The sequence below is a fragment of the Pseudomonas sp. SG20052 genome, assembly GCF_031766055.1.
Taxonomy (GTDB): domain Bacteria; phylum Pseudomonadota; class Gammaproteobacteria; order Pseudomonadales; family Pseudomonadaceae; genus Aquipseudomonas; species Aquipseudomonas mandelii.
In genome coordinates this window covers 658,580-677,199 of the sequence record NZ_CP134498.1, presented here as the reverse complement: position 1 = coordinate 677,199, position 18,620 = coordinate 658,580, and the positions used below count along the sequence as shown (strand labels likewise).

Genomic DNA, 18,620 nt, shown 5'->3' with positions numbered 1-18,620 from the left:
AACTTTTCGCCCTGACACAAACCACTGTGGGAGCGAGCCTGCTCGCGAAGGGGGCATGACATTCAACATTGATGCTGAATGTTACTCCGCTTTCGCGAGCAGGCTCGCTCCCACAGGGATTACAACCGGCTTAAGACTTCTTGCCGCCCGCCGCAGCTTTGACGCTGCGCTGGCGCTGGGCCTCGAACAGGCAAACGCCAGTCGCCACAGACACGTTGAGGCTGCTGACGCTGCCCGTCATCGGCAGATGCACCAGGTAGTCGCAAAGATCGCGAGTCAGGCGACGCATGCCACTGCCTTCCGCGCCCATGATCAGGATGGTCGGGCCGGTCATGTCTTGCTGGTACAGACTCTGTTCAGCCTCGCCCGCCGTACCGACAACCCATAAGCCACGCTGCTTGAGTTTTTCCAGGGTTCGCGCCAGGTTGGTCACGGCGACCAACGGAATCACTTCCGCCGCACCACAAGCCACCTTCCGTACCGTCGGGGTCAGGGTGGCTGACTTGTCCTTCGGCACGATCACCGCCAGCGCACCGGCCGCATCGGCCGAACGCAGGCAAGCGCCCAGATTGTGCGGATCGGTCACGCCGTCGAGCACCAGCAGCAGCGGCGCGCCTTCGGTGCGATCGAGCAACTCGTCGAGCATCGCTTCGCCCCAGACCTGGCTCGGGCTCACATCCGCCACGACGCCCTGGTGCACGCCCTCAACCCAGGCATCCAGCTCACGGCGCTCGGCCTGGCCGACGGCCACGCGATTTTCCGCAGCCAGGGCGATCAGTGTCTGAACCCGCGGATCACTGCGGCCTTCAGCCAGCCAGATTTGCTTGACGCGTTTCGGGTGGTGACGCAGCAATGCTTCTACAGCGTGCACGCCGTAGATCTTTTCCAGATTACTCATGACTTGGCCTTAGGTTTACGCGCACCGCCGCTTTTGGCTGGGGCCGAACCCGCTTTCGGCGGGCCTTTACGGTGTTTGCTTGGCTTGCTGCCGGGGGCCTTGTCAGGCGCCGACCGTCCGGTCTTTCCCCCAGACGCCGCTTTACCGCCGCTTTTTGCTTCAGACAGTAACGCCTGTTTCAATTCACGGCTTTTACGCAGCTCGGCATTTTTCGCCGCAGCATCGCTTGGGCGATAGGCTTCGACAGCCTTTTCCTTGGCAGGACGACGACCGGTTTTTGCCGGTGCCGGTTCTGCTGCGGTTTTGGCCGATGTCTTGGCGGCTGGCTCGGTCTTTTCAGTTCCGCGCTTTTTGCGGCCGATCGGCGCGCTGATGGTTTTTTCCGCCATCTCGAAGTCGATCTTGCGCTCGTCGAGGTCAACGCGCATCACGCGCACTTCAACGGTGTCGCCAAGGCGGAAGCTGCGACCGGTACGCTCACCGGCGAGGCGGTGGTGCACAGGGTCGAAGTGGTAGTAATCGCCCGGCAGCGCGGTGACGTGCACCAGGCCTTCGACGTAGATGTCGGTCAGCTCGACGAACAGACCAAAACCGGTCACTGCGGTGATCACACCCGGGAACGATTCGCCCACACGGTCTTTCATGAACTCGCACTTGAGCCAGTTCACCACGTCGCGAGTGGCTTCGTCGGCACGGCGTTCGCTCATCGAGCATTGCTCGCCGAGCTGCTCCAGCGCCGCTTCGTCGTATGGATAGATGCGCGCTTTCGGAATAGTCATCGCGCCGGCACGGCGAACGTGCGGGGTGTTCTGCTTGGAATGGATGACGCTGCGGATCGCCCGGTGCGTGAGCAAGTCCGGGTAGCGGCGGATCGGCGAGGTGAAGTGGGTATAGGCTTCGTAATTCAGGCCGAAGTGGCCCTGGTTATCGGCGCTGTACACCGCCTGGCTCAACGAGCGCAGCATGACGGTCTGGATCAAGTGGAAATCCGGACGGTCCTTGATGCTGGCCAGCAAGGCCTGGTAATCCTTCGGCGACGGGCCGTCCTTGCCTTTGTGCAAGGACAGGCCGAGCTCGCCGAGGAAGGCGCGCAGTTTTTCCAGACGCTCCGGTGGCGGACCGTCGTGGACGCGATACAGCGCAGGGATTTCGTGCTTTTTCAGGAATTCGGCGGTGGCCACGTTGGCCGCCAGCATGCATTCCTCGATCAGCTTGTGCGCATCGTTACGCACGGTCGGACGGATTTCGGCAATCTTGCGCTCGGTACCGAAGATGATCCGGGTTTCCTGCGTTTCGAAATCGATCGCGCCACGCACGTGACGAGCGGCCAGCAGCACTTTGTACAGTGCGTAAAGCTGCTTGAGGTGTGGCAGGACGTCGGTGTACTCGCCACGCAGCTGACGCGCTTCTGTGAGTTTCGGCGTTTCCAGCATCGCGCTGACCTTGTTGTAGGTCAGGCGGGCGTGGGAGTGAATCACCGCTTCATAGAAGCAGTAGTCGGTCATCTCGCCGGTTTTGGAGATGGTCATCTCGCAAACCATGGCCAGGCGATCGACGTGCGGATTCAGCGAGCACAGGCCGTTGGACAGCTGCTCCGGCAGCATCGGCACGACGCGCTCGGGGAAGTACACCGAGTTGCCGCGAACCTGGGATTCGTTATCCAGTGCCGAACCGATCTTCACGTAGCTGGAAACGTCGGCAATCGCCACGTACAACTTCCAGCCGCCGGAGAACAGGCGCAGCTTGCCAGGCTTGGCTTCGCAGTAAACCGCGTCATCGAAGTCGCGCGCATCTTCACCGTCGATGGTCACGAACGGCAGATGACGCAGGTCGATGCGCTTCTCTTTGTCTTTCTCTTCAACTTCAGGCTTGAGCTTGGCGGCTTCTTTGAGCACCGCCTCAGGCCAGACGTGGGGAATATCGTAGGTGCGCAGGGCAACGTCGATTTCCATGCCCGGCGCCATGTAGTTGCCCACGACCTCGACCACGTCGCCTTGCGGCTGGAAGCGTGGGGTCGGCCAGTGCGTGATCTTCACTTCGACGAATTGACCGATCTGCGCGTTGGCGTTACGACCCGGAGTGACCAGCACTTCTTGCTGGATCTTCGGATTGTCCGCCACCACGAAGCCGATACCGCCTTCTTCGAAGTAGCGACCGACGATGGTCTCGTGGGCACGGGACACCACTTCGACGATCATGCCTTCGCGACGACCGCGACGGTCGAGGCCAGACACACGGGCCAAGGCTCGGTCACCATCGAACACCAGGCGCATTTGCGCCGGACTCATGAACAGGTCATCGCTGCCGTCGTCCGGGACCAGGAAGCCGAAGCCGTCACGGTGACCGCTGATGCGGCCCAGGATCAGGTCGAGCTTATCCACAGGCGCATAGGTGCCGCGACGGGTATAGATCAGTTGAGCGTCGCGCTCCATGGCGCGCAGGCGGCGACGCAGGGCTTCGATCTGGTCTTCCGTGGTCAGACCAAACTCTTCCACCAACTGCTCGCGGTTAGCAGGCGAACCCCGATCAGCAAGGTGCTGAAGGATCAGTTCGCGGCTAGGAATAGGGTTTTCATATTTTTCCGCTTCACGAGCGGCCTCGGGATCGAGGGACTGCCAATCGGCCATTAGAGAGTTTTCACCTTGTCTATATGCGGGTTAGTTTGGCATAGGCGTAATGAAACGGGAAATTTCAGGCTGCGACAGCCTATCTAAAGCCTTATATCGACAGCGCAAAGCTGATTTAAATGCCGCTGGTAAAATTTTCCAGGTTTTTTTGATGCCAGGGGTTTACAGTTAAAAAGACGCTCCGTATAGTGCGCGCCATCGACGACGCACTAGCGTTGCCGATACTGCCCAGATGGTGAAATTGGTAGACACGCCAGCTTCAGGTGCTGGTGACCGCAAGGTCGTGGAAGTTCGAGTCTTCTTCTGGGCACCAATTACGAGCTTGAGATTAGATCAATTTCAAGGCTCACACAAAAACCCGCGAAAGCGGGTTTTTTGCATTCTAAACATCTGATTTATTAAATCTAAATCAGGGGTTTACAGATCAAAACGCTCTCCGTATAGTGCGCCACATCAACAGCGGCGACGCTGAAGATTATGCCCAGATGGTGAAATTGGTAGACACGCCAGCTTCAGGTGCTGGTGACCGCAAGGTCGTGGAAGTTCGAGTCTTCTTCTGGGCACCAATTCAAATTCAAGGTTTCGATCTTGGATTTCACAGAAACCCGCGAAAGCGGGTTTTTGCGTTTCTGGCATTCAAAAACTTCAAGCCATTACTCCTCCCTCGCCAAAGAGATCGCACCCCCTCTAGCAAAACCCTCTGCGCCCCGCAAGGCGCACTTGAGAAACAATATCGTTTATCATTGTTTCAAGTTTTTGCAATGCGACAGTGAGGAACCCTGCGAATGATGTTTCGAAATACCCTGCGCCGCGGCCTGACCTTCACCCTGCTCGGCCTGGCACTCGCCACTCCCCTCACCCAGGCTGCTGATCCAGTTTCCCTGACCCTCTACAACGGCCAACACAAGGAAGTCGGCGACGCCATCGCCAAAGCCTTCGAGGCCAAGACCGGCATTCACGTCAACGTGCGCAAAGGCAGCAGCAATCAGCTCGCCAGCCAGGTCGTCGAAGAAGGCGACCGCTCTCCCGCCGATGTGATCTACACAGAAGAATCGCCTCCGCTGAACAAACTCGGCGAACAGGGCCTGCTGGCCCAGACCGACGCCGCCACCCTCGCCGTTCTGCCGAAAGACTACGTCGCCGGTAATGGCACCTGGATCGGCATCACCGCCCGGGTCCGCGTGGTCGCGTTCAACCCGAAACTGATCGATGAAAAAGACCTGCCCAAGTCGGTGATGGAATTCTCCGATCCGAAATGGCAAGGCAAGGTCGGTTTCGTACCTACCAGCGGCGCGTTCCAGGAACAGGCCGTGGCAATCATCAAAGTGCATGGCATGGACGCGGCCGAAGAATGGCTGACCGGCCTGCGCGCGTTCGGCAAGACTTACAGCAACAACATGGTTGCGCTGAAAGCGGTGGAAAACGGCGAAGTCGCCACCGTGCTGGTGAACAACTACTACTGGTTCGCCTTGCAACGGGAAAAAGGCCAGCTCGACTCGAAACTGCATTACTTCACCGGCGGCGACGTCGGCGGCTTGATCACTGTTTCCAGCGCCGCCGTGCTGAAATCCACCAAGCATCCAAAAGAAGCCCAGCAATTTCTCGCCTACATGGCCAGCGAAGAAGGTCAGCGCGTGATCACCCAGACCACCGCCGAATACCCGCTGCACAAAGGCATGGAATCGGATCGCGGTCTCAAGCCGTTCAGCGAACTGGAGGCACCGAAAGTCACCCCGGCCGACCTCGGCAACGCCGAAGAAGCCCTGGACCTGGAACGTGACGTTGGCTTGAACTGATGAGCGCATCGTTATCCGCCCCCGCCTCGCGCGGGGGTTACGTGCCACGGCGCAAGCGGCCGTCGATCTGGCTGCTGCTGCCGGTTTTGCTGCTGGTGGTGCTCAGCCTTTTGCCGCTGGTGTATGTCGGGCTCAAGACCTGGCAGGCCGGCTGGGCCGAGGCGCTGCATTTGCTGTGGCGGCCTTATGTGTTCGGGCTGCTGCGCAATACGCTGGCGCTGATGATCGGCGTGACCGTCGCCTGCGGCGTGATCGGTTTGTCCCTTGCCTGGCTGCTGGAACGCAGCAATCTGCCAGGACGGCGTGTGTGGGGCGTTATCCTGTGCTTGCCGTTCGCCGTGCCGGCGTTCGTCAGCAGTTTTACCTGGGTATCCCTGAGCGCGCATTTCGAAGGCCTGGGCGGGGCGATCCTGGTGATGACCCTGTCCAAGTACCCACTGATCTTTCTGCCCGTCGCAGCAACCCTGCGCAACCTCGATCCGTCCCTGGAAGAGTCAGCCCGCACGCTGGGACAGAATCGGTGGGGCGTGTTTTTCAGGATTACCCTCCCCCTGCTTTGGCCGTCCCTGCTTGCAGGTTCGCTGTTGATTGCCCTGCACATGCTGGTGGAGTTCGGCGCCCTGTCGATCATCGGCCTGCAAACCTTTACCACCGCGATTTATCAACAGTTCGAACTGGAATTCAGCAACGCCAACGCGGCGATGCTGTCGGCGGTGCTTCTGGCGCTGTGCCTGGTGCTGTTGTGGCTTGAGTTGCGAGTACGCGGCAAAGGCCGGCACGTGCGCACCGGCCAGGGCGCAGCGCGGCAGGCGGAACAGGTTCGACTGGGGCCATGGACGGTTGCCGGACAGGTTTACTGCCTGGCATTGGCAATCATCGGCAGCGGCATTCCGCTGGGGATGCTGGCGTACTGGCTGGCGGTAGGTTCGTCGGCAGCATTCCCGGTGGCAGCAATCAGCGAAGCGCTACTGTCGTCCCTGGCGTTGTCGCTGGGTGGCGCTGCACTGTGCCTGGTGCTGGCGGTGCCGGTGGGATTGCTGGTGGTGCGGCACAAAGGCCGGCTGGCGATCTGGGCCGAGCGCTTGCCCTATCTGCTGCACGCGCTGCCAGGCCTGGTGATTGCGCTGACGCTGGTGTATTTCGCCCTGCACTACGTGCCGGTGCTGTACCAGACTTCGGCACTGCTGCTGATCGCTTATGCGCTACTGTTTTTGCCATTGGCGCAGGCACCGATTCGCACGGCGCTGAACAAGGCCGCGCCGCAACTGGAAGAGGCGGCACGCACGCTGGGGGCATCGTCTTTCAGTGCGTTTTGCCGGGTGACACTGCCGATCATCTTTCCAGCACTGGGTGCAGCGTTTGCGCTGGTGTTTCTGGATGCGATGAAGGAGCTGACGGCGACGCTGCTGTTGAGTCCGACCGGGCTCAATACGCTGGCGACGGAGGTTTGGGCGCATACCGCGAACGTGGAGTTCGCGGCAGCGGCGCCTTATGCGGCGTTGTTGATTCTGGTGTCGGGGCTGCCGGTTTACCTGTTAACAACCCGGATGTATTTGAGCCGTTGAGATCGCCATCGCGAGCAGGCTCACTCCCACATTTGATCTGAGGTGGTCACAAATTCTGTGCCCACCCACAATCCCGTGGGAGCGAGCCTGCTCGCGATGACGTCAGCTCAACCAATACAAGTCTTACGCCCTGAACTGCCCCAGGCTTGCCTTCAGCTGCGCCGCCAACCCATCCAGCACCTTGCCGCTGGCCGTGGTTTCCACCACCGCCTGAGCCGCTTTCTCAGCCTGTGCATGAATCGTCTCAACCCGACCGCGCACCGCCTGTGCACCTTGCGCCTGATGCGCCGCTGCCTGGGTCGCCAGACCAATCGCCGCATGCACCTGCTCGACCGATGCCTGCACCGATTGCTGCAACCGTGCGCTGTCACGCAATACCAGCAAACCTTCATTGGCCTGACGCCCGGCCTGGCCGATCGCTGCCACCGCTTCACGCGCACCTTGCTGCAAGGCCACGATGTGCGCCTGGATGTCGCCGGTGGAGCTTTGGGTCTTGCTCGCCAACGCCCGGACTTCGTCCGCCACCACCGCAAAGCCGCGACCGGTTTCGCCGGCACGCGCCGCTTCGATGGCGGCGTTCAGTGCCAGCAGGTTGGTTTGCTCGGCGATCCCGTGAATCACCGTCAGCACCACTTCAATCTGTTCGCTCTGCTGCGCCAGATGCTCGATGACTTTCGCTCCGGTATCGACCTGCCCGGCCAACGCCTCGATCAGGCTACCGACCTTCGCCGAAGTTCGAGTGTTCTCATCGGTGGCCGAACGAATATCCACCACTTGCTGCAACGCAGCCTGCATGGCGTTGCTTTCCGATTGGGCTTCATCGGCCATCTGCGACAACGCGCGCAGGCTCTCAGCCACTTCATCACGCTGCATGCCCGCCGCCGCATCAGCTCCGGCATTGCGCAGGGTCATGGCGCCGATTTCCACACCGGTACGCTGGGCCACATCGCCCGCTTCGCGCACGATCGGCTGCAACTTATCCACAAAGCGGTTGACCGCCGCGGCCATATCGCCGATCTCATCTTTGCTATTGATCTGCACGCGCTTGGTCAGGTCGCCCTCACCCGCCGCCAGGTCATCCATGGCGGCGATGAGCATTTTCAAGCGATTGACCACGCGACGGCCCAGCACCACCGCGAGCAACAGCAGCACACCGCAACCGACCAGCGCCAGGAACATCCCGATGCGCCAGCGCAATGTCGACGCCGCTTCCTGCACGGTGCTGGTGGTGTTGGCTTTCATTTCAGAGGCCGTAACCTGCGCAGACGTCAGACGCGCACGCATCGCCGTAGCGCTGTCGGCGGCCGCGCCTTTGAGGCTGTCGCCAACCAGTTGATCTCCGCTGGCGATCAGCGCCGCAAAACGTTTATCCAGGGCCGCCAGATCAGTTTCCACCGAGGCGGTCGAGACACCCATCAAGACCTTGCCGATTTCCACACCGTTGGGGTTGATCGATGCTTCGAGGTAGTAGACCGATGGATCGTTCTTCGCCGCGTCCAGCACTTTGTCCAGCGCACGCTCGCCCTGGCCTTTCTCCAGCAGCGCCTTGTTGATCGGGTTTTCGCGGTTGAGGTAGCGCGTCAGGTGCTGACCCGTCGCGTCGTCATACACCACGAACAACACGTTGGGATTGCGCTGGGCCCGGCGGGCAAATTCGGACAGGGTTGGAACGTCGCTGTCCCACATGGCACGCGGAGCGACCGAGGCCAGCAGTTGCGCCATGTCGTTGGCCGAATCCTTGAGATCCTTTTCCAACGTCGCACGCAATTGCACCTGCTCGTCTTTCAATCGCGTAGACAAGCCGGCAGTGAGTCGCTGACGGGTGCTGGTAGAGAGGTTGTCCAGGCTCGACGTGACTTCACGCCCCGCCTGCTCAAGCTCTCCAGACAGTTTTTGGCTGTCGACACCCAGACGCACACCAAGATCAGCCTCAAGCGCAGTCACCGTGCTCCGAGTCAGAGCAACAGCCACCAGCACCTGCACCAAAAGGGCGATACCAAGGGTAACGAACACAGGCCGCAACAAACGGCTTTGTAACAATGAGAGAACGGCCGACACTTGGAATCCCTCTGCTTTGGCGCCATTAAATTGATGGCGCACTGGAAGCGATGCTTTTATTCAACATCACAGCAAAGGTCATGCCGTCCGGCAGGTATAAACGACAAAGGGCCCAATCAAGGGCCCTTTGCTTTCTACATCAACAACTTATTAAGCGAACGGGTGACGCAAAACGATGGTTTCGTTGCGGTCCGGGCCCGTCGAAATAATGTCAATCGGCGCACCGACCAACTCTTCGACGCGCTTGATGTAGTTGCGAGCAGCTTGCGGCAGCTCTTCCAGCGTCTTGGCACCGACGGTGGATTCGGTCCAGCCTGGCATCTCTTCGTACACCGGCTCCAGGCCGATGTAGCTGTCGGCGTCAGTCGGCGCGTCGATCACTGCACCATCCTGGTTCTTGTAGCCAACACAGATGTTGATGGTTTCCAGACCGTCCAGCACGTCCAGCTTGGTCAGGCACAGGCCCGAGATGCTGTTGACGTCGATAGCGCGACGCAGGATGACGGCATCGAACCAGCCGCAACGACGGGCACGGCCGGTGGTAGCGCCGAACTCGTGGCCACGCTTGGCCAGGAATGCACCCACGTCGTCGAACAGCTCAGTCGGAAACGGACCCGAACCCACGCGAGTGGTGTACGCCTTGGTGATGCCCAGGATGTAATCCAGGTACATCGGACCAAAACCCGAACCGGTAGCGATGCCGCCCGCGGTGGTGTTGGAGCTGGTCACGTACGGGTAGGTACCGTGGTCGATGTCCAGCAGGGAGCCTTGGGCGCCTTCGAACATGATGTCTTTGCCAGCGCGACGCAACTCGTGCAGCTCGGCGGTGACGTCGAGCATCATCGGCTTCAGCAGCTCGGCGTATTCCATGCACTCGTCGAGTGTTTTCTGGAAGTCGATCGCAGGCTCTTTGTAGTAATTGACCAGGACGAAGTTGTGGTAATCCAGCAACTCACCCAGCTTGGCGGCGAAACGCTCACGGTGGAACAGGTCACCGATGCGCAGACCGCGACGTGCAACCTTGTCTTCATAAGCCGGGCCGATGCCGCGACCGGTGGTACCGATTTTCAGCTCGCCACGGGCCTTTTCACGGGCCTGGTCCAGCGCGACGTGGTAGGACAGGATCAGCGGGCAGGACGGGCTGATACGCAGGCGCTCACGCACCGGTACGCCTTTCTCTTCCAGCTTGATGATTTCCCGCAGCAGAGCGTCGGGTGCAACCACCACGCCGTTGCCGATCAGGCACTGCACGCCTTCGCGCAACACGCCCGACGGAATCAGGTGCAAGACGGTTTTTTCGCCGTCGATCACCAGGGTGTGACCCGCGTTGTGGCCACCCTGGTAGCGCACTACGGCGGCAGCATGTTCGGTCAGCAGATCAACGATCTTGCCTTTGCCCTCATCACCCCATTGGGTGCCCAGGACTACGACATTCTTACCCATAACACTTGTCCTCATTCGCGCAAACTTGGTGCCGGCCGCAGCCGACAGGAAAACTCAAGAAGCCAGTGGCGATACTTGCCAAAGCCCGTTCTGCTGAATCAATTGCCGGTCGCAGTCCGCTTCACGGGCGGCGGCCAAAGGTTGTCCAGGCAACGCCTGAACGACACGCTGACCCTCACTGCGCAACTGACAAACCTGCTGCCAGAGTGCCGCATCCGTACTGTCAGGCATCCAGATACCGCCAGACGGTAGCTTGATCTCAGCACGCCCCAGGGTCACCAGGGTTTTCAAATCGGTGGAGAAGCCGGTTGCCGGACGAGCGCGACCGAAGTCGGCGCCGATGTCGTCGTAACGACCGCCCTGGGCAATGGACTGGCCAACACCCGGTACGAACACCGCGAACACCACACCGGTGTGGTAGTGGTAGCCGCGCAACTCGCCCAGGTCGAAATAAAGCGGTAACTCCGGGAAACGCGTGGACAGACGCTCGGCAATCGCCAGCAAATCGTCCAGCGCCGCCAGAACCGGCGCTGGCGCATGCGCCAGACGCTCGCGAGCAGCGCTCAATACTTCACGGCCGCCACACAGATCGACCAACGCGCGCAACATGCCCGACAGATCGGCAGGCAAGCCTTCGGTCAAGGTAATGACCTCGTCGATGGCCTTGCGTTGCAACGCATCGAACAACTGCTGTTCAACTTCGCCAGACAGACCGGCCGCACGGGCCAGGCCGCGGTAGATGCCGACATGACCGAGGTCCATGTGCACATCCGGCACATCGGCCAGTTGCAGCATGGCCAGCATCAGGCTGATGACTTCCACGTCGCTGCTCGGGCTGGCATCGCCATACAACTCGGCGCCCAGCTGGATCGGGCTGCGTGAGGACGACAGGGCGCGCGGCTGGGCATGCAGCACGCTGCCGGCATAGCACAGGCGGCTCGGGCCTTCACGGCGCAGGGTGTGCGCATCGATGCGCGCCACTTGCGGCGTGATGTCGGCACGGAAACCCATCTGCCGGCCCGATTGCGGGTCGATGACCTTGAAGGTCCGCAGATCGAGGTCCGAGCCCGCGCCGGTCAGCAGGGATTCCAGGTACTCGATATGGGGAGTCACGACAAACTCGTAACCCCAGCTCTGGAACAGATCCAACACCTGACGACGCGCGACTTCAATGCGCGCCGCCTCTGGTGGCAGTACTTCTTCGATGCCATCTGGCAGCAGCCAGCAGTCTACCGTTGCCATTACGCCATTCCCCTATGATCCGGGCGGCCAGCCGTTGGGCGAGCCTTGAGTGAAGCAGAAAATGGTCGGCGCATGTGCAAACCACGCGCATAAACAACGTGGCGAAAAGCCTGAAACCGGCTTCGCCAACCACTTTCCTCGAAAAACCTGTCGAGTCATTCAACTCGGGCGCCCGCTAAAAACAGCAATCAAACGTGCAGACGCAAAAAAGCCGGGAATTTCCCGGCTGCCGCATCATACACACGTTTTCCCAAAGGATCACCCCGCCGGAGGCTTTAGCCGCCAGGCGGGGGATGATTCAGGTCAACGTCGTATCAAGGCTTGGCTTTTTCCAGGTAACGGAAGAAGTCGCTGCTTGGGTCCAGGACCATGACGTCGGATTTGTTCGCGAAGCTTTCACGGTAGGCGCGCAGGCTACGGTAGAAACCGTAGAACTCCTGATCCTGGCCGTAGGCCTTGGAGTAGATCGCAGCGGCCTGGGCATCACCATCACCGCGAACCTCTTCAGATTCACGATAGGCTTCAGCCAGCAGCACGCGGCGTTGACGATCGGCGTCGGCACGGATGCCTTCTGCCAGCTCGTTACCCTTGGCGCGGTGCTCGCGAGCTTCACGCTCACGCTCGGAGCTCATACGCTCGAACACACTGCGGTTTACTTCTTTCGGCAGATCGATGGCCTTGACCCGAACATCGACAACTTCGATGCCCAGCTCTTTTTCCGCCATCAAGTTTAACGAAGAAGTGATATCGGACATCAACGCGTCACGTTCACCAGAAACCACCTCGTGCAGCGTGCGCTTACCGAATTGGTCACGTAGACCCGATTCCAGACGACGGGAAAGACGCTCATCGGCAATCTGCTTCAGACCGGAAGTCGCGGTGTAGAAGCGCTCGGCATCTTTCACGCGCCACTTGGCGTAGGCATCGACCATCACGGCCTTCTTTTCCAGCGTCAGGAAGCGCTGCGTCGGCGCATCCAGCGTCATCAGGCGGGCATCGAACTTGCGCACCTGGTTAACGTAAGGCACTTTCACATGCAGGCCCGGCTGAACATCGGCCTGAACCACGCGACCGAACTGCAGCAACACCGCACGCTCGGTCTGAGCCACGATGTAGAAGCAGTTCCAGGCAGCGATGGCCACGACGACGCCGACAATAAGGGCGATCAGCGATTTATTGCTCATCAGCGACTCTCCCTGGTACGAGATGGCTGTTGCTGCAGATCAGCTGCCGCACGCGCATTCGCTTCATTGCTGGTGGCTGCCGCACCGCTCACCGGAGTGCTGGTGTTGCGACCACTTTCGACCATCTTGTCCAGCGGCAAGTACAGCAGATTGCTCTGGCCATTCTTGTTGCCGGTCACGAGGACCTTGCTGGTGTTGGTGAAGACTTCCTGCATGGTGTCCAGGTACAGACGCTCGCGGGTGACTTCGGGGGCCTTGCGATACTCGGCAACCAGTTTGGTGAAGCGATCAGCCTCACCCTTGGCGCGCGAGACGGTTTCGTCGCGGTAACCATTGGCATCTTCAAGGATACGCTGGGCCTGGCCACGAGCTTCCGGCACGACACCGTTGGCGTAGGTTTCAGCCTGGTTGCGCGAACGCTGCTCGTCTTCACGGGCACGAATCACGTCGTCGAAGGCTTCCTGTACTTCGCGCGGTGCCGCTGCGTTCTGTACGTTGACCTGAGTGATGGTGATACCGGTGCGATAGGTATCCATGAAGCGTTGCAGACGCTCCTTGATTTCGCTGGCCATCAACTCACGACCTTCGGTCAGCACCTGGTCCATCGCGGTGGAACCCACCACATGGCGCAAGGCACTTTCGGTCGCGTGCTGCAGGCTGATTTCCGGCGCATCGACGTTCAGCACGAAGTCCTGCAGGTTGCTGATCTTGTACTGCACGGTCAGCGGCACTTCGACGATGTTCTCGTCTTCAGTGAGCATTTGACCCTGCTTGGTATAGGCACGCTCGCGCGTGACGTTTTCCAGGTACTTGCGATCAATCGGCGGGAAGTAGATGTTCAGGCCCGGACCGACGGTTTCGTAGTACTTGCCGAAGCGCAGCACCACGGCTTGCTCCTGCTCGTCGACTACGTAGACCGCGCTGTACAGCCAAACGGCCGCCAACACGACCAGGCCGATGCCGAGCAGGCCGCCGAAGCCGCCACTCTTGCCCGAACCACCGCCGTCATCACCGCGTTTCTTACCACCACCGAACAACCCGTTCAGGCTTTCCTGCAGCTTTCGGAAGGCCTCGTCGAGATCCGGTGGCCCCTTGCGGTCGCCGTTATTGCGGCGCTTGCCACCCCAAGGATCCTGATTATTCGAGTTGCCACCCGGCTCATTCCAAGCCATAGCGCTCTCCATCTGATAAAGCAAAGACGCACCCACGGCGCGCCGACCAATGCTACAGAATGCCTGTCACCGCGGCACAACCGCTTTTTCAGGCTTTTATTGCAAAGTGTGTTGTTCGATGAATTCCATCGGTTGCAGACCTTCGCGACTCACCAGTCGATTCAACTCAACCCGTGGCAAGCGAACGGCCAGCAGGCAGATGCCTTCTTCGTCGTGTTCTTCTTTCTGCACCGCACCGAGTTCGAAAAACTGCGCACGCAGTCGAGCAAAACGTTGCGGCAAGCGCAAGGTGCCAATAAACAAATCACCGCCCAGCAACTCGGCAATGGCTTGCTCAAGCAATTCCAGACCACTGCCATCACGCGCCGACAGCCAGACCCGTTGGGGCTTGCCGTTTTCGTCGCGCTGAATTTGTGGCTCAACGCCTTCAAGCAAATCGAGTTTGTTATAGACCTCGAGGATCGGCAAGTCCTGGGCACCGATCTCGCCCAGCACCACCATCACCTGCTCGATCTGCAACATGCGATCCGGTTCGGCCGCATCGATCACGTGCAACAGCAGGTCTGAGTTGCTCGACTCTTCGAGCGTAGACCGAAATGCCTCAACCAGCTTGTGAGGCAAGTGGCGTATGAAACCCACCGTATCGGCCAGGACAATCGGCCCCAGGTCGTCGAGCTCCAGACGGCGCAAGGTCGGGTCCAGCGTGGCAAACAACTGGTCAGCCGCGTACACGTCGGATTTCGTCACGTTATTGAAGAGCGTGGATTTGCCGGCGTTGGTATAGCCCACAAGGGACACGGTAGGAATATCCGCACGCGAACGGCCGCGTCGCGACTGCTCGCGCTGACTGCGCACTTTTTCCAGTCGGCCCTTGATCTGTCGCAGGCGTACCCGCAGCAAACGGCGGTCGGTTTCCAGCTGGGTTTCACCCGGGCCACGCATGCCGATACCGCCACCTTGACGCTCAAGGTGAGTCCAGCCACGGACCAGCCGGGTGCTCATGTGGTCAAGCTGGGCCAGTTCTACCTGGAGCTTGCCTTCATGGGTACGGGCGCGCTGGGCGAAAATATCGAGAATCAGACCCGTGCGGTCGATCACGCGACACTCGAAAACACGTTCGAGGTTACGTTCCTGACTGGGCGTGAGGATGTGATTGAAGATCACCAGATCTGCCTTCTCGGCATGGACCAGGTCGCGAAGTTCCTCGACCTTGCCGCTGCCAATCAGGAATTTGGCGGTTGGCCGATGACGCGGCACGTTAAAAAACGCAACGGTCTCGGCGCCAGCCGAATTAGCCAACTCCTGAAACTCCTGCGGATCTTCGCGCGCCTCAGGGTCCTGTCCATCCAAGTGAACGAGGATCACTCGCTCACCACCACCGTGGCGCTCAAAGAACAAAGGAGACTCCTATCAGGCGTTACCTGGCTCAGCGTCACCTGCTTCGGATTCGGTTGCGCTAGGCAGACGAATTGGACGAACCGGCACCACTGTAGAGATAGCGTGTTTGTAAACCATCTGGCTGACGGTGTTTTTCAGCAGGATAACGAACTGGTCGAAAGACTCGATCGTGCCTTGCAGTTTGATCCCGTTCACCAGGTAGATGGACACCCCAACTTTCTCTTTACGTAAAGTATTCAAGTAAGGGTCTTGTAGCGAATGCCCTTTTGACATGTGCCGCACTCCTTTAAGGATTCAATATAAAAAATAGGTAAACAGATGGCTTGTGGCCGTCACACCCCCAAGGATAGACGGCAATTGCAAGGACTCAGCTCAATATGGAGATGGCCCCAAGGTATTTCAAGGCGCGCGGCAGATTGTCGCAATCCAGGCTGTCCAACCAGTGTAAATCAGCCCAGCTGCGCAGCCAGGTGAACTGACGTTTTGCCAATTGGCGCGTGGCAATGATTCCACGCTCCTGCATCTCGGCTTGGGTCAGCTTGCCATCCAGGTAGTCCCAGACTTGTCGGTAGCCTACCGCACGTATAGACGGCAACCCGGAATGCAGGTCACTTCGCTTACGCAGGGCTACGACCTCGTCAATGAATCCCTGTTCCAACATAACTGTGAATCTTTGTTTAATTCGCTCGTGCAGTACCTGGCGATTTGCCGGAGCAATGGCCAAGTTCGCGACAGTATAGGGCAATTGTTGCAGTCCCGAAGCGGCTGCTTCAGTACTTTGCGCACTTTGTCTCAGCCGCAGCTCGGTCATGCTCTGACCGCTGACGCGATAAACTTCCAGCGCTCGACTGAGTCGCTGCGGATCGTTCGGATGAATTCGCGCCGCCGAAACCGGATCTACGAGCGCCAATTGTTCGTGCAGGGCTTGCCAGCCAAGGCGTGCAGCCTCTTCTTCGATTTGCGCACGAACCTCGGGATCCGCCGCCGGCATTTCTGCCAGTCCTTCGACCAAAGCCTTGTAGTAGAGCATCGTGCCGCCTACAAGCAGCGGAATTTTGCCGCGCGAAGTGATCTCGGCCATCGCCTCCAGCGCATCACGGCGAAAATCCGCCGCCGAATAGCTCTCGGCCGGGTCAAGAATATCGATCAAACGGTGCGGAAACTCGGCCAGAATCTCTTTCGAAGGCTTGGCGGTGCCGATGTCCATGCCGCGGTAGACCAGCGCCGAATCGACACTGATCAGCTCGCAAGGCAGCACTTTGGTGAGTTCGATGGCCAGATCAGTCTTGCCCGCTGCGGTCGGGCCCATCAGGAAAATCGCAGGTGGGAGTTGGCTCATCAACGACCGCGCAAGAACAGTTTGTCCAGATCGTCCAGGCCCAATTGGGTCCAGGTCGGTCGGCCATGGTTGCATTGACCGCTGCGCTCGGTGTTTTCCATGTCCCGCAGCAGACCGTTCATTTCCGGCAGCGCCAGACGCCGGTTTGCCCGAATCGCGCCGTGGCAGGCCATGGTGCCAAGCAGTTCGTTGAGGTGCGCCTGGATACGGTCGCTGGTGCCGTATTCCATCAGATCGGCCAACACATCACTCACCAATCGATTCGCTTCAGCTTGCTTGAGCAAGGCCGGAATCTGCCGGATCGCCAGTGTTTCCGGGCCGAGTCGCTGCAACTCGAAGCCCAGACGCTGGAACCACGCGACGTTTTCTTCGGCGCAATCGCCTTCGCGCTCGCTAACCGCCAACGATTCCGGCACCAACAGCGGCTGGCCGCTCAGGCCTTCGCTGGCCATCGCGATTTTCAGGCGCTCGTACATGATCCGTTCGTGGGCGGCGTGCATGTCCACCAGCACTAGGCCTTGGGCGTTTTCCGAGAGAATGTAGATACCTTTGAGCTGCGCCAATGCATAGCCCAATGGAGGAATATCATCCTGACCGGCCGGGAGCGCGACGGCATTTGCCTCTGGCAAAGGTGCAAAAAACTCCCGGTACGCCGCTTGGGCCTCAGCCGCTGGCACGCCGGACTGAGGACGCGGCGTGTATTGATACTGATAACCGGCACCAGCGCCCGAGCCTGCCGTCGTATTGAACGACGGCTGCGCCTGAGGTTGCTCCAGCAGGGCATTGGCCGCCAGGCGCATTTCACCCTGGGGACCGAATTCACCGGCGTCTATGCCGGTCGGCCGAACGATCGCCGTCGCCACCGGTGCAGCCAGATGATCATCCGGTCGCACATCGCCCAAGGCGCGGTGCAAGGTGCCGTAGAGAAAGTCGTGGACCATACGCCCGTCACGGAAGCGCACTTCGTGTTTGGTCGGGTGCACGTTGACGTCGACACCGGCCGGATCGACCTCGAAAAACAGCACGAACGTCGGGTGCCGACCATTGAACAGCACGTCGCGATACGCCTGGCGCACCGCGTGGGCCACCAGTTTGTCGCGCACGGCACGGCCGTTCACAAAAAAATACTGCAAGTCCGCCTGGCTGCGGTTGAACGTCGGCAACCCGACCCAACCCCACAAATGCAGGCCATTGCGTTCGATTTCGATCGGCAGCGCCTGTTCCAGGAAACCTGAACCGCAAATCGCTGCCACTCGCCGCGCACGAGCCGCGTCGTCATGGGCTTCGTGCAGGCTTAGGATGGTTTTGCCGTTGTGACGCAAATGAAACGCCACGTCGAAACGCGCCAGCGCCAGACGCTTGATCACTTCTTGCAGGTGATCGAATTCGGTTTTTTCAGTCTTGAGGAATTTGCGCCGCGCCGGGGTGTTGAAGAACAGATCGCGCACTTCAACCGAGGTGCCCACCGGGTGGGCAGCGGGTTGAACCCGGGGGGCCATGTCCCGGCCTTCGGTCTCGACCTGCCAGGCCTGGTCGGCATCCTTGGTCCGGGACGTCAGGGTCAGACGCGCCACGGAGCTGATCGAGGCGAGGGCTTCACCGCGAAACCCGAGGCTCATGACCTGCTCGAGGTCTTCCAGGTTGCGAATCTTGCTGGTGGCATGTCGCGCCAGGGCCAGCGGCAGGTCATCGGCCGAAATGCCGCTGCCGTCATCGCGCACCCGCAACAGCTTGACGCCACCCTGCTCCACATCGACGTCGATGCGTTTGGCGCCGGAGTCGAGGCTGTTCTCCAGCAACTCCTTGATCACCGAGGCCGGGCGCTCAACCACCTCACCGGCGGCAATCTGGTTCGCCAGTCGCGGGCTGAGCAGCTCGATGCGAGCCGCATGGGTCAA

General features: G+C 59.9%; 13 protein-coding genes and 2 tRNA genes. 4 read left to right on the top strand and 11 right to left on the bottom strand.

Annotation, left to right across the window (positions count from 1 at the left end; genetic code table 11):
- Nucleotides 1–130 precede the first annotated feature (130 nt).
- Together rlmB and rnr are read right to left on the bottom strand one after the other, a co-directional pair.
- Nucleotides 131–898 (bottom strand): 23S rRNA (guanosine(2251)-2'-O)-methyltransferase RlmB, encoded by a 768-nt coding sequence (rlmB, locus tag RHP74_RS03050; protein WP_010464188.1) that lies wholly within the window; start codon nucleotides 896–898, stop codon nucleotides 131–133.
- Nucleotides 895–3,525 (bottom strand): ribonuclease R, encoded by a 2,631-nt coding sequence (gene rnr, locus RHP74_RS03045; protein WP_010464189.1) that lies wholly within the window; start codon nucleotides 3,523–3,525, stop codon nucleotides 895–897. Before rnr ends, rlmB begins: the two co-directional genes overlap by 4 nt.
- Nucleotides 3,526–3,751: 226 nt before the next feature.
- On the opposite strand from rnr, the gene RHP74_RS03040 reads away from it, so the two are divergent.
- From RHP74_RS03040 to RHP74_RS03025, 4 genes are all read left to right on the top strand, one after another.
- Nucleotides 3,752–3,838, top strand: a tRNA-Leu gene (locus RHP74_RS03040).
- Between the two features lie 166 nt (nucleotides 3,839–4,004).
- Nucleotides 4,005–4,091: transfer RNA gene (locus tag RHP74_RS03035), tRNA-Leu, on the top strand.
- 219 nt (nucleotides 4,092–4,310) lie between these two features.
- A complete protein-coding gene (locus RHP74_RS03030) occupies nucleotides 4,311–5,321 on the top strand; it encodes an extracellular solute-binding protein (protein ID WP_169857569.1) in 1,011 nt (336 codons plus the stop codon).
- On the top strand, nucleotides 5,321–6,886 hold the full coding sequence (locus tag RHP74_RS03025; RefSeq protein ID WP_077750242.1) for an iron ABC transporter permease: 1,566 nt from the start codon (nucleotides 5,321–5,323) through the stop codon (nucleotides 6,884–6,886). The genes RHP74_RS03030 and RHP74_RS03025 overlap by 1 nt, the downstream gene beginning before the upstream one ends.
- Nucleotides 6,887–7,009: 123 nt before the next feature.
- Here the strand turns inward: RHP74_RS03025 and RHP74_RS03020 are convergent, their stop codons facing one another.
- From RHP74_RS03020 to mutL, 9 genes are all read right to left on the bottom strand, one after another.
- Nucleotides 7,010–8,944, bottom strand: a complete 1,935-nt coding sequence (locus RHP74_RS03020) for a methyl-accepting chemotaxis protein (protein WP_311097748.1) — start codon at nucleotides 8,942–8,944, stop codon at nucleotides 7,010–7,012.
- Between the two features lie 150 nt (nucleotides 8,945–9,094).
- Nucleotides 9,095–10,387: an adenylosuccinate synthase gene (locus RHP74_RS03015; RefSeq protein ID WP_010464193.1), complete on the bottom strand. Its 1,293-nt coding sequence runs from the start codon at nucleotides 10,385–10,387 to the stop codon at nucleotides 9,095–9,097.
- A gap of 54 nt (nucleotides 10,388–10,441) precedes the next feature.
- Nucleotides 10,442–11,629 (bottom strand): ATP phosphoribosyltransferase regulatory subunit, encoded by a 1,188-nt coding sequence (locus RHP74_RS03010; protein WP_311097746.1) that lies wholly within the window; start codon nucleotides 11,627–11,629, stop codon nucleotides 10,442–10,444.
- A 314-nt stretch (nucleotides 11,630–11,943) separates the two neighbouring features.
- Nucleotides 11,944–12,813: a protease modulator HflC gene (gene hflC / locus RHP74_RS03005; RefSeq protein WP_145310237.1), complete on the bottom strand. Its 870-nt coding sequence runs from the start codon at nucleotides 12,811–12,813 to the stop codon at nucleotides 11,944–11,946.
- Nucleotides 12,813–13,985, bottom strand: a complete 1,173-nt coding sequence (gene hflK, locus RHP74_RS03000; protein WP_145310235.1) for an FtsH protease activity modulator HflK — start codon at nucleotides 13,983–13,985, stop codon at nucleotides 12,813–12,815. Before hflK ends, hflC begins: the two co-directional genes overlap by 1 nt.
- A gap of 96 nt (nucleotides 13,986–14,081) precedes the next feature.
- Nucleotides 14,082–15,383, bottom strand: coding sequence for a ribosome rescue GTPase HflX (hflX, locus tag RHP74_RS02995; RefSeq protein ID WP_145310233.1), 1,302 nt, complete (start codon nucleotides 15,381–15,383; stop codon nucleotides 14,082–14,084).
- A 12-nt stretch (nucleotides 15,384–15,395) separates the two neighbouring features.
- Nucleotides 15,396–15,656, bottom strand: coding sequence for an RNA chaperone Hfq (gene hfq / locus RHP74_RS02990; RefSeq protein WP_007902656.1), 261 nt, complete (start codon nucleotides 15,654–15,656; stop codon nucleotides 15,396–15,398).
- A gap of 94 nt (nucleotides 15,657–15,750) precedes the next feature.
- On the bottom strand, nucleotides 15,751–16,722 hold the full coding sequence (gene miaA, locus RHP74_RS02985) for a tRNA (adenosine(37)-N6)-dimethylallyltransferase MiaA (protein ID WP_145310231.1): 972 nt from the start codon (nucleotides 16,720–16,722) through the stop codon (nucleotides 15,751–15,753).
- Nucleotides 16,722–18,620 carry a DNA mismatch repair endonuclease MutL gene (gene mutL, locus RHP74_RS02980; protein WP_010464199.1) on the bottom strand — a complete coding sequence of 633 codons (1,899 nt, stop codon included), beginning with the start codon at nucleotides 18,618–18,620 and terminating at the stop codon, nucleotides 16,722–16,724. The genes miaA and mutL overlap by 1 nt, the downstream gene beginning before the upstream one ends.

What these genes read in the sequence shown, in the direction of transcription:
- RHP74_RS03015 (WP_010464193.1), bottom strand. Translation starts at nt 10,387, where the DNA reads ATGGGTAAGAATGTCGTAGTCCTGGGCACCCAATGGGGTGATGAGGGC.
- RHP74_RS03010 (WP_311097746.1), bottom strand. Translation starts at nt 11,629, where the DNA reads ATGGCAACGGTAGACTGCTGGCTGCTGCCAGATGGCATCGAAGAAGTA.
- hflC (WP_145310237.1), bottom strand. Translation starts at nt 12,813, where the DNA reads ATGAGCAATAAATCGCTGATCGCCCTTATTGTCGGCGTCGTCGTGGCC.
- rlmB (WP_010464188.1), bottom strand. Translation starts at nt 898, where the DNA reads ATGAGTAATCTGGAAAAGATCTACGGCGTGCACGCTGTAGAAGCATTG.
- RHP74_RS03030 (WP_169857569.1), top strand. Translation starts at nt 4,311, where the DNA reads ATGATGTTTCGAAATACCCTGCGCCGCGGCCTGACCTTCACCCTGCTC.
- RHP74_RS03025 (WP_077750242.1), top strand. Translation starts at nt 5,321, where the DNA reads ATGAGCGCATCGTTATCCGCCCCCGCCTCGCGCGGGGGTTACGTGCCA.
- rnr (WP_010464189.1), bottom strand. Translation starts at nt 3,525, where the DNA reads ATGGCCGATTGGCAGTCCCTCGATCCCGAGGCCGCTCGTGAAGCGGAA.
- hflK (WP_145310235.1), bottom strand. Translation starts at nt 13,985, where the DNA reads ATGGCTTGGAATGAGCCGGGTGGCAACTCGAATAATCAGGATCCTTGG.
- miaA (WP_145310231.1), bottom strand. Translation starts at nt 16,722, where the DNA reads ATGAGCCAACTCCCACCTGCGATTTTCCTGATGGGCCCGACCGCAGCG.
- hfq (WP_007902656.1), bottom strand. Translation starts at nt 15,656, where the DNA reads ATGTCAAAAGGGCATTCGCTACAAGACCCTTACTTGAATACTTTACGT.